Consider the following 10,921-nt stretch of genomic DNA (forward strand, 5'->3'; position numbering starts at 1 on the left):
GGAGACATCCGTTGCTGGAAGTTCAATCTATGTTATTTGGCTATTTTGAGCTGAAAGCAATGCTAGCCGCTGTGCCAGCGGCCTAAAGTTGTGGTTCAAATGCCTCAATGCATAACAGCCAAGTTGCCATCTCTTGATCTCGCTCGTAAGCACGTTGCTGCGCAACTCTCGCCATGTCACAGGGGAAGCCTGTGCGGGAGACTGTTCTCGGACGTCCTGTCCTTCACGGCATTCGGGCTTCCTGCCCATCCGCACCGCAGGTGATGGGCTGCATCGAGGCCGGAAGCTCGGCCAATACTAACTTAGCGACTTTTAACTTGAAGCTATGATAGCCGCTGTGCCAGCGGCGTAAAGTCGTGGTGTAAATGCCGCACAACGGCCAACTCTCCTTCCTTGGCTCGCGCTCATAAGCACACTCGCCACCGGCGAGCATTCGCCCTCAGCCACGTTATTTGCGCCAACGGCTGTCGGCGACACTGAGGGGGGAATAGGTGCAACTCTGTTAGTTCTAAGTAGCTTGAAACATCTGAAGTATTTGCAGACATACACCTATTTCCAGGCACAGGCGGAACTGTGACCGTCGAAAACAGGGACGTTTTCGTCGAGGCTACACGGATGTATTCACGCCGAGTCACAGGATCGCCTGTGCGAGAGCCCACCGCAGGTGATAGGCTACAGTTTTGTGAGCAGTTCATTGGTGAGATTTGGCTTAAAGCCATGATAGCCGCTGTGCCAGCGGCCTAACGTCGTGGAGCTTAGCCCCACACCCGAGGAAAGGGGGCTGTATCGACTCGCCCCCTTTCCAAACCCCTAGCGACCCGCGACGCAGCGGAAAACCCCTTGTGCTTATGATGTCAATTCGCTATCGCGCCAGACGCTCAGAGTCACATCCATGTGACTCTGGCCCAGCTCAACATCCTGTTTCGCGCTCGTTAGCTCGTCGCTAGGCGACACTCGCCCCTGATTCGACTGGCGCTGCTTCGGCATCCAGATCCTTCCATGGATAAAGGCCCGTTCGCCTTCCTTGGCTCGCGCTCATAAACACACTCGCCACTGGCGAGCATTCGCCCTCAGCTACGCGATTGTCATCAACGCCCTGCGGCCGCTTCGAGCGGGAGCCGGTGCATTCTGTGAGAATGGAGTAGTTTGAAATATCTGAAGAGTTTGCAGACATACGCCTATTTTCCAGGCATAGGCGGGACTGTGACCGTCGAAAACAGGGATGTTTTCGTCGAGGCTACAGAGATGTATTCACAACAACTTCCCTGTTTAACGGCCAGCTCGCCATCCCTGGCTCTCGCTCGTAAGCATGTCGCTACGCGACTCTCGCCATGTCACAGGATCGCCTGTGCATAAGCCTGCGGCAGGCAATGGGAGACATCCGTTGCTGGAAGTTCAATCTATGTTATTTGGCTATTTTGAGCTGAAAGCAATGCTAGCCGCTGTGCCAGCGGCCTAAAGTTGTGGTGTTCCACACCACACCGGGCAAGGGGCTTTGCTTGTCCAAAACCCCTTGCATCCCCAAGGACACCCCGACGTAGCCGAAATCCCCGCTGGCTTATAAAGCAAATTGGCTACACTCAGGACTCGCATCCTTGCTCGACCTTCGAGCCTCGACATCCCTGTCTCGGCTACGCCAATTTGCAACAACGCCCGCGGCGGCTCCGAAGGGGGAATTGGTGCAATTCTTCCCACACAGAGTTGTTTTGAGCTGCAGACATACGCCTATTTTCCAGGCGTAGGCGGGACTGTGACCGTCGAAAACAAGGATGTTTTCGACGAGGCTACATGGACGTATTAACGCCGAGTCACAGGATCGCCTGTGCGAAAGCGCACCGCAGGTGATGGGCTGCATTGAGGCCTGAAGCTATATTAGCCTCAGTGGCAGGGCTCGCTATGCAGCGGACAATCTCTTGTGTTTATAAGGCAATAGCGGTTTGGCATTAAGCCCCGCTATTGCCAACCCCTTCCTCAGTCGCGTGTCTGACCTGTGCCATTGACCAGGAATTTCTCCGTGGTCAATGACTCCAGTCCCATGGGGCCGTAGGCATGCAGCTTGGTAGTGGCGATACCGATTTCGGCACCGAGCCCCAGCTCGCTGCCGTCGCTGAAGCGCGATGAGGCGTTGACCATCACCACAGAGGCATCGACCCCTTGCTGAAACTGTTGCGCCGCTTGCTGGCTTTCGGTGCAGATCACCTCGGTATGGTGGCTGCCGAAGCGGGCGATATGCTCCATGGCATCCGCCAGTGAGTCGACCTGGCGCACGGCGATTTCCAAGCTCAGGTATTCCTGGCCGAACTCCTCTTCCGTCAGCACAGTGGCCTGGTCGAAGAAGGGCGCCGCCTTTTCATCGGCATTGATCTTCACCCCCTTGTCGGCCAAGGCCTGAGCGGCGATGGGCAGCCAGACTTTGGCGATATCCTTGTGTACCAACAGGCCCTCCAGGGCATTACAGACGCCAGTGCGCTGGGTCTTGCCGTTGAGCAGCAGGTTGAGCGCCTTTTCCACATCGGCATCTCTGTCGACATAGAGATGACAAACGCCTTTAAAATGCTGGATAACCGGGATTTTAGAGTTGTCGCTGACAAAGTTGATCAGGCCTTCGCCGCCTCTTGGGATCACCAGGTCGATATAGTCGCGCTGCTGTAACAGTTCCAGCATCAGGGCGCGGTCGGGATCCGGCACCACGGATACCAGCGCGGTTGGCAGTTTGAACTCTTGCAGCACTTTGTGCAGCACTTTGGCTATCGCCAGGCTGGAGTTGAGTGCCTCTTTACCGCCGCGCAGTATTACCGCGTTGCCCGATTTGAAACACAGCGCTGCGGCATCCGCGGTCACATTGGGGCGCGCCTCATAGATCATACAGACCACCCCGAGCGGCACTCTGAGCTTGCTTATCTGAATACCGTTGGGGCGGCGGCCAAGCTCGCGGCGCTGACCCACGGGATCGTCCAGCTTGACTATGGTGTCTATGCCGCTGGCCATGGCGGCGATCCGCTCTGGCGTCAGGGTCAGCCGGTCGAGCATGGCTTCGCTGAGGCCTGCACTGCGGGCAGCAAGGAGATCTTCCTTATTGGCCTTGAGAATATTGTCATTTTCAGCGAGAAGCGCTTGGGCCATCGCCTTCAGCACCTGATTTTTGGTTTGGGTGTCTATGAGTGCCAGCTCTCTGGCCGCCTTGGCCGCTGAGCTTGCCAGTGTGGTTATCAGACTCATTTAGGTCCTCCTTTGTTCGTTGCGCTACTCTGGTGGCGGGCCACTGTTATTTCTCCAGTTGCGGCGTTTTACAGAGCAGGGCGATATCTTTTTCCGAGACTATGCCGCCCAGGCTATCGGTGAAGCTGTCGGCCAGTTCGGGGTCTTCCTGCTCGGCAATAAAACTCAGCAGGCGGCTGCTGTAGTTGCTGCGAGCCTTGGCCAGACGGGTGCCGTCGTCGCTGCACAGCAGTATGGTATCACCGGCGGCAAAGTTGCCTTTGACCTCAAGTACTTCATTGCTGGAAAGCTCGGCGCAATCCTTGGCGCTATCCATCACCTCATCGGAGGTGACTATCACTTCCCCCTGCGCCCTCACTGTGTGGGTCAGCCAGTGCATTCGCTCCTGCAGCGGGGTTTCGGATGCCCGGAACAGGGTGCCGGGATTGCGGCCCGACAACAGGGCATTGAAGCTCTCTTCTTTGAAGCCGTTGACTATGTAAGTATCAATGCCGTGGGAGCTGGCCTTTTCTGCTGCTTCTATCTTGGTGCGCATGCCGCCGGTGCCGACATCGCTGTGACTGCCGCCGGCCATGGCATAGATGGTGGCATCGATTTTATTGACTTCGGGCAGCAGCTCGGCATCGCTGTGCAGATGCGGGTTCTTGTTGTAGAGACCATCAATATCCGAGCAGATCACTAAGGTATTTGCGTCGGCAGCGGCTGCCACCATGGCCGACAGGTTGTCGTTGTCACCCACCTTGAGCGCATCTGTGGTGACGGTATCGTTCTCGTTGAGGATCGGCAGTATGTCGTGATCCAGCAGGGTAAACACGGTTTCCCTAATCGACAGATAGCGCTCTCTGTCGCGCAGATCGCCATGGGTCAGTAGAATTTGCGCCGTGGGAAAGTCGAAAAACTTATCCCAGGTCGCCATCATCTCAGTCTGCCCGGCGGCGGCCATGGCTTTTTTCAGTACCACCTGGGCCTCTGGGCTATTGACTTCACTGCCAGGTTTGAGTGGAAACCTGTGGGCTCCGGCGGCAATTGAGCCGGAAGAAACCAGTATGGTTTGAATGCCTTTGGCGCGGCAGCGCACAATGAATTGGGCTATGGCCAGCAGATAGCGCGAGCTACAGCCCTGTCTGTCAGGGGCAATCAGGGCGCTGCCGACTTTTAGAACAATTCGTTGCCTTGGTTGCTTATTCATAACTTCCTTAACCTATTTGAGGTGTTACTTCGAAGCGGAGTGGGGATTGAAACCAGACCCGGTGTCTGCCACCGGGTCTAATTGGGGAGCTGTTCTATCCAGTTATTAGTTGACCTGCAGCAGCTTTTCCCGGGTCGCATGGAAGGTCTTCTGCACTGAGTGTGAGGGATCCTGACCAAAGTGACTGACCAGCACTATCGCTGCAGAGCTCATGATAAAGCCGGGAACTATCTCGTAGATCACGCTGGAGAGTGTCTTGCCATCGGGCAATACCGGCAGCAGGATCCACAGCAGCACTGTGATGGCGCCGGTGAGAATACCGGCAACGGCGCCCGAGTGGGTCATCTTCGACCAGAACAGACTGAACAGCACCAGTGGCCCGAAGGCGGCACCGAAACCGGCCCAGGCGTTACTCACCAGTGACAGTATGCTGCTGTTGCTATCCAGGGCCAGCAAGGTGGCCACGGCGGCAACGGCAAATACCCCGAAACGGCCTATATTCACCAGCTTCTTCTCGTCTATGTCCTTGTGGAACACGGCGCGGTAAACATCCTCGGTCAGTGAACTGGATGATACCAGTAGCTGTGAAGAGATAGTGCTCATGATGGCAGCCAGAATCGCCGCCAGCAGGAAGCCACTCACCAAGGGGTGGAACAGAATTTCCGAGAACAGAATAAAGATGGTTTCCGGATCCTGCAGCCCTGGGTGGAACTTGTTGACATAGGCGACACCGATAAGACCTGTGGCCAGGGCGCCGAGTATGGTCACCAACATCCAGCTCATGCCTATGTTGCGGGCGGTCTTGATATCTTTCACCGAACGAATTGCCATAAAGCGCACTATGATGTGTGGTTGACCGAAATAGCCCAGTCCCCAGGCCATGCTGGAAACAATCGCCAGCAGGCTCATTTTCTCCACAGATTCAGACAGAGGCACTATGGTGTGATTGGCCTGCGCCATCATTTCAGTGCCATTGTTGAACTCCTGAAAAGCCACTATAGGCACCATCACCAGGGCGACAAACATGATACAGCCCTGCACAAAGTCGGTCATACTGACGGCCAGAAAGCCCCCCAATAGGGTGTAGGCCACCACCACTGAGACAGTGATCACCAGGCCAAGTTGGTAACTCAGGCCGAAGGCGGATTCAAACAGTTTGCCCCCGGCGACCAGGCCGGCAGAGGTGTAGAGAGTAAAGAAGAGTATGATCACCGCGGCAGAAATCATCCGCACCGAGCCATTTTTCTTCTCGAAGCGTTTGCTGAAAAAGTCCGGCAGTGTCAGGGCGTCATCGGCTTCCTGGGTATAAACCCTGAGCCTGGGGGCTACCAGCAGATAGTTGAACCAGGCGCCGATAAGCAGGCCCAGCGCAATCCAGATGGTGTCGAAGCCGATAACAAACATGGCGCCCGGCAGACCCATCAGCATCCAACCACTCATATCGGAAGCACCTGCCGACAGCGCCGTGACCTGAGGGCTGACCTGACGGCCGCCGAGAATGTAGCCCGAAATATCATCGGTAGAATTGCGATAGGCAAACAGGCCTATCGCCAGCATGACCACAAAGTAGATGGCCAAAGAGATATAACTCGAATAATCCATAGATTAGTGCCCGTTATTGCCACTGAAGGCTTGATTGAGTTTTTGTTTGCAGAATGGGTACAGGTAGGTTGAGAGTACGAGCCAGAAACACCCTAATTGGATCAGGTACTTGGCTTTATCTCTGAGGCTGATTTGGTAGCGTGAAAGATGACTGTCAGACTCCTGTGAGCTGTTGGCATTCATCGTGATTCTCCTTCCTTAAGTTTCAGCTAAAGTTGGACTGGCGAAAAACCACTTGAAGGCTAACCAATTAATTGATTAGTGTTCAAATGGTTTTGGTTCGAACGATATTATTCATGTTTATCAGAAAATGATCAAGTTTATATCTGAGTTAATCACTAGGCTATTACTGGGTGTTTGGTGTTTTGTTTATTTAAAATCATATAGTTATGCTTTTATTTTCTTAAGCTTATCAATTTTTAATATATTGCATGCAATTATAAGACAAGTGATTAAATCTCGATTTGAGCTATAACTGTTTTGTAATCAAGCTCTGAAATAAGCCGGAAATAATTAGAGTTTAAAATTAATTTGCGATAGCGTCCGCTTCTGCCAAGCGAACCACTGCAAACCCGTGTAATCACTGGGCCAGCTCTCCAATTCCAACTCGATAAACTCCTCAAAATAGCGCTTGAACTATAGGCGTTTTTATATATGATTTAGCATATATCTGGTTATCCATATGTCTTGCCGGTTGCTGAAGGTGTTCAATTGAGTGGCAACTGAAACGGCAGATGTATGGCTGGCCGAATATTGGCCTTAAGGAGCGGCATTTATCATGGAACTAACCATTTTTTTCAAAGCCTTGGCTGATGAAACCCGGCTGCGCAGCCTGCTGTTGATCCTGCAGCAGGGAGAGCTTTGTGTCTGCGAGTTGACTGAGGCCCTGGCCTTGAGTCAACCGAAGGTTTCCCGTCATCTGGCGCAGCTGCGAACTCAGGGGCTGCTGCAGGACAGACGCCGGGGCCAATGGGTGTTTTATCGTCTCAGCCCCGAACTGGCACCCTGGTGCGAGCAGTTGCTGCGGGACACACTGACGGCCAACCCTGGCTTTATTGCTGATGAGCTGACTCGGCTGGAGGCTATGGCCTCGAGGCCGCAAGCTTGCTGTTAAAACCGGCCAAAATCTATCACTTGAGCGCCGGAAGTTAACCGCCGGGGAACCGGAGAGGGGGATGTATGGGCATTTTTGAACGTTGGCTCAGCCTGTGGGTAGGGCTGTGCATTTTAGCTGGGATAGCGCTGGGTTATCTGGCACCTGGTGTATTTGCCGCAATTGCGGCGCTGGAATACGCCCATGTCAATCTGGTGATCGCCATACTTATCTGGGTGATGATCTATCCCATGATGGTGCAAATCGATTTTTCCGCTATCAAGGATGTTGGCCGAAATCCCAAGGGATTGCTGCTGACGCTGGTGATCAACTGGTTGCTGAAGCCTTTTACCATGGCGCTGCTTGGCTGGCTCTTTTTCCGTTTTCTGTTTGCCCCTTGGGTAGAGCCGCAAACGGCGCAGGAGTATATCGCTGGGATGATCCTCCTCGGAGTCGCTCCTTGTACCGCTATGGTGTTTGTCTGGAGTCAACTGACCCGCGGCGATGCCAACTACACTCTGGTGCAGGTATCGGTCAATGATGTGATCATGATTTTTGCTTTCGCACCCCTGTCGGCGCTGCTGCTGGGGGTGAGCGATATACAGGTGCCATGGGAAACCTTGATTCTGTCTGTGGCGCTGTATGTGTTGCTGCCTTTGTTAGCCGGGGTATTGACCCGCAAACACTTCAATAGCCGACCAGGGGCGATCACGGCCTTGCTGTCCAGGCTCAAACCCTGGTCGATATTGGGACTGCTGCTGACTGTAGTGCTACTGTTTGCTCTGCAGGCCGAAACCATAGTGGCCCAGCCGCAAAATATTGTGCTGATCGCCATCCCGCTGTTACTGCAAACTTACGGTATTTTCCTGCTGGCCTGGTGGCTGGCGAAGCGTTTGCGCCTGCCCCACAACATAGCCGCTCCGGCTTGTATGATAGGCACTTCCAACTTTTTCGAACTGGCGGTTGCCGTGGCTATCTCCCTCTTTGGTATGCATTCGGGAGCGGCACTGGCCACAGTCGTTGGGGTTCTGGTGGAAGTGCCTGTGATGCTGTCTCTGGTGGCATTTGCCAATCGCCGCCGCGGTAATTGGCTTGCGGCCAACAAATAAAAGGAGAACTGAGATGACAATAAAGGTGGGAATTAACGGCTTTGGCCGTATGGGGCGGCTGGCCTTGAGGGCTGCCTGGGATTGGCCGGAACTCGAATTTGTGCAGATCAACGACCCGGCGGGTGATGCCGCCACCCTGGCGCACCTGTTGGAGTTTGACTCGGTTCATGGCCGTTGGTCGCACCCAGTCGAGCATGAGGACAACGCCATAGTCATAGCCGGGCGGCGGATAGCGACCAGTCGCAATCAGGCCATTGCAGACAGTGATTGGTCTCAATGCGATCTGGTGGTCGAGGCCTCGGGCAAGATGAAAACCAAGGCGCTGTTGCAGGCCTATCTTGATCAAGGGGTGAAACGGGTGGTGGTGACAGCGCCGGTTAAAGAGGAAGGCGTCGCCAACCTGGTGATGGGGGTGAATCATCAGAGTTACGACCCGGCCAGGCATCCGATAGTGACAGCCGCATCCTGTACCACCAATTGTCTGGCGCCTGTGGTCAAGGTCATCCATGAGAACTTCGGTATTCGTCATGGCTCCATGACCACAATTCACGATATCACTAACACCCAGACTATATTGGATGCGCCCCATAAGGATCTGCGCCGTGCCCGTGCCTGTGGTCAGAGCCTGATCCCGACCACCACAGGCAGTGCCACCGCTATTACCCATATTTTCCCTGAGCTGAAAGGCCGCCTCAACGGCCATGCGGTCAGGGTGCCGCTGGCCAACGCCTCGCTGACCGACTGTGTGTTTGAACTGGAGCAAACAGTGACAGAGCAGCAGGTCAACGACTTGCTGCAACAGGCGGCCGAGACTGAGCTCAAGGGCATTCTCGGCTTCGAGTCGCGGCCGCTGGTGTCGGTGGACTACAAGACAGATCCCCGCTCCTGCATAGTGGATGGGCTGTCCACCATGGTGATCAACGGCACTCAGCTCAAACTCTACTGTTGGTATGACAACGAATGGGGCTATGCCAATCGCACCGCCGAGTTGGCGCTGATGGTGGGCCGTTTGGACCGGGATGCCTGAAGGACAACACCATGGCTGAAATGAGTCCGGCGCTGCGCCAATATCTGTTGATCACCGGCAACTACTGGGCCTTTACCCTGACAGATGGCGCGCTACGCATGCTGGTGGTGCTCTATTTCTATCAGTTGGGTTACGGTGCGCTGGCCATTGCCATGCTGTTTATCTTCTATGAGTTTTTCGGTGTGGTCACCAATCTGTTGGGCGGCTGGCTCGGCGCCCGTTTGGGGCTCAACCGCACCATGAATATCGGCCTTGGGCTGCAGATAGTGGCGCTGGCTATGTTGTTGGTGCCTCAAGCCTGGCTGACCATTCCCTGGGTGATGGCAGCCCAGGCACTGTCGGGGATAGCCAAAGATCTCAACAAGATGAGTGCCAAGAGTGCCATCAAGACCCTGGTACCCAAGGATGCGGCCCAGGCGGGACTGACTCTGTATCGCTATGTGGCGCTGTTGACCGGCTCCAAGAACGCCCTCAAAGGGATAGGTTTCTTCCTCGGCGGTGCGCTGCTGAGCCTGTTGGGGTTTGCCGGTGCCATTGCCGCCATGGCCGCTGTTTTGACCTTGGTGTGGCTGAGCTCGCTGCTGTTTCTCAAGGCAGAACTGGGCCAGGCTAAGAATAAGCCCAAGTTCAGTGAGCTGTTTTCCAAGAGCCGGGCGGTGAATATTCTCTCTGCGGCCAGGCTGTTTCTGTTTGCCGCCAGGGATGTTTGGTTTGTGGTGGCCTTGCCCGTGTATCTGGCCAGCCAATTTGGCTGGGATCACTGGCAAGTGGGGGGCTTTCTGGCCGGCTGGATTATCGCCTACGGCTTGGTGCAGGCTCTGGCGCCCAGGCTGACCGCCAGGGCCGACGGCAAGACAGTTGGCAAGCATAAAGGCTCGGCCTTGCCGGGACGGGCGGCGGCGCTCTTCTGGTGCGGCTTGCTCACTCTGGTGCCGGCGCTTATCGCCCTTGGGCTTGGCAGTCAATACTCGCATGTCTGGCTGATCGGCGGCCTGTTGCTATTCGGCGCCTTGTTTGCGGTGAACTCTTCGTTGCACAGTTTTCTGATTGTCAGTTATGCCCGCGAGGATGGGGTATCCCTGGATGTGGGGTTCTACTATATGGCTAACGCCGCCGGGCGCTTGCTGGGCACAGTGCTTTCCGGTGCGCTGTTTCAGTGGTGGGGGCTGGAGGCTTGCCTCTGGGTTTCCAGCGCCATGTTACTGCTGACTCTGATTATCTCCCGCGGTCTGCCCCAAGAGCATGAGGCGTAATGATCCATTGCAAAATTAGACTATAAGGGAGTGTAATGCCGTTCACTTAGTGTGAACGGCATTTTTCTTAGGCTTAATGGGATACTTGTTTTTACTCATTTTTAACGCACGTGGATAGGCTCTATCGCGTTTCCCATCAAGCTTGAACTGCCTCGCATTACGCACTATGTCCAAGACATCTCTCGGGACATTCCCTGGCGTTTGAGATGACAGCTGAGTCAGTTTAAAAATGATATAACTCGATGCATCTCTAAAACTTAATTGGTTCGGATGTAACGACGGTAAGCTTTTAGCCATCAACACCATCTTGTATCTAATGAGGTTATAGGCCAACAGTACCCCCCATAATTCCTGGGTAACCAGCTCTGGCAATTGACTGCGTAACGTAAAGCGACTCTCCAGAAGATGCTGCTTCATCTCCCGATAGCC

General features: G+C 54.6%; 8 protein-coding genes and 1 pseudogene. 4 read left to right on the forward strand and 5 right to left on the reverse strand.

Annotated features, from left to right (window positions below):
* Window positions 1–1,971: 1,971 nt before the first annotated feature.
* The 4 genes from ACMHXH_RS06190 to ACMHXH_RS06205 form a co-directional block, all read right to left on the reverse strand.
* A complete protein-coding gene (locus ACMHXH_RS06190; RefSeq protein WP_039034426.1) occupies window positions 1,972–3,219 on the reverse strand; it encodes a glutamate-5-semialdehyde dehydrogenase in 1,248 nt (415 codons plus the stop codon).
* Window positions 3,220–3,265: 46 nt separating this feature from the next.
* On the reverse strand, window positions 3,266–4,408 hold the full coding sequence (gene proB, locus ACMHXH_RS06195) for a glutamate 5-kinase (RefSeq protein ID WP_039034427.1): 1,143 nt from the start codon (window positions 4,406–4,408) through the stop codon (window positions 3,266–3,268).
* A gap of 105 nt (window positions 4,409–4,513) precedes the next feature.
* Window positions 4,514–6,010, reverse strand: a complete 1,497-nt coding sequence (gene putP, locus ACMHXH_RS06200) for a sodium/proline symporter PutP (RefSeq protein ID WP_071476858.1) — start codon at window positions 6,008–6,010, stop codon at window positions 4,514–4,516.
* A gap of 3 nt (window positions 6,011–6,013) precedes the next feature.
* Window positions 6,014–6,193 (reverse strand): hypothetical protein, encoded by a 180-nt coding sequence (locus ACMHXH_RS06205; protein WP_039034429.1) that lies wholly within the window; start codon window positions 6,191–6,193, stop codon window positions 6,014–6,016.
* A gap of 595 nt (window positions 6,194–6,788) precedes the next feature.
* On the opposite strand from ACMHXH_RS06205, the gene ACMHXH_RS06210 reads away from it, so the two are divergent.
* The 4 genes from ACMHXH_RS06210 to arsJ all read left to right on the forward strand — a co-directional run bounded on the left by ACMHXH_RS06210 (window position 6,789) and on the right by arsJ (window position 10,492).
* Window positions 6,789–7,124: an ArsR/SmtB family transcription factor gene (locus ACMHXH_RS06210; protein WP_215773504.1), complete on the forward strand. Its 336-nt coding sequence runs from the start codon at window positions 6,789–6,791 to the stop codon at window positions 7,122–7,124.
* Between the two features lie 65 nt (window positions 7,125–7,189).
* Complete coding sequence (gene arsB, locus ACMHXH_RS06215) at window positions 7,190–8,212, forward strand: ACR3 family arsenite efflux transporter (RefSeq protein ID WP_039034431.1); 1,023 nt, start codon at window positions 7,190–7,192, stop codon at window positions 8,210–8,212.
* Between the two features lie 13 nt (window positions 8,213–8,225).
* A complete protein-coding gene (locus tag ACMHXH_RS06220) occupies window positions 8,226–9,239 on the forward strand; it encodes an ArsJ-associated glyceraldehyde-3-phosphate dehydrogenase (RefSeq protein ID WP_144361056.1) in 1,014 nt (337 codons plus the stop codon).
* An 11-nt stretch (window positions 9,240–9,250) separates the two neighbouring features.
* Complete coding sequence (arsJ, locus tag ACMHXH_RS06225) at window positions 9,251–10,492, forward strand: organoarsenical effux MFS transporter ArsJ (protein ID WP_335908274.1); 1,242 nt, start codon at window positions 9,251–9,253, stop codon at window positions 10,490–10,492.
* 42 nt (window positions 10,493–10,534) lie between these two features.
* Here arsJ and ACMHXH_RS06230 read toward each other — a convergent pair.
* A pseudogene (locus tag ACMHXH_RS06230) lies at window positions 10,535–10,921 on the reverse strand (IS4 family transposase); the annotation flags it as partial.

The organism is Shewanella sp. BJSY2023SW001, from assembly GCF_047314685.1.
Lineage (GTDB): Bacteria > Pseudomonadota > Gammaproteobacteria > Enterobacterales > Shewanellaceae > Shewanella > Shewanella indica.

Bases quoted from the DNA above. Each gene is read 5' to 3' on its own strand.
- ACMHXH_RS06190 (WP_039034426.1), bottom strand. From the start codon at position 3,219: ATGAGTCTGATAACCACACTGGCAAGCTCAGCGGCCAAGGCGGCCAGA.
- proB (WP_039034427.1), bottom strand. From the start codon at position 4,408: ATGAATAAGCAACCAAGGCAACGAATTGTTCTAAAAGTCGGCAGCGCC.
- putP (WP_071476858.1), bottom strand. From the start codon at position 6,010: ATGGATTATTCGAGTTATATCTCTTTGGCCATCTACTTTGTGGTCATG.
- ACMHXH_RS06220 (WP_144361056.1), top strand. From the start codon at position 8,226: ATGACAATAAAGGTGGGAATTAACGGCTTTGGCCGTATGGGGCGGCTG.
- arsB (WP_039034431.1), top strand. From the start codon at position 7,190: ATGGGCATTTTTGAACGTTGGCTCAGCCTGTGGGTAGGGCTGTGCATT.
- ACMHXH_RS06205 (WP_039034429.1), bottom strand. From the start codon at position 6,193: ATGAATGCCAACAGCTCACAGGAGTCTGACAGTCATCTTTCACGCTAC.
- ACMHXH_RS06210 (WP_215773504.1), top strand. From the start codon at position 6,789: ATGGAACTAACCATTTTTTTCAAAGCCTTGGCTGATGAAACCCGGCTG.
- arsJ (WP_335908274.1), top strand. From the start codon at position 9,251: ATGGCTGAAATGAGTCCGGCGCTGCGCCAATATCTGTTGATCACCGGC.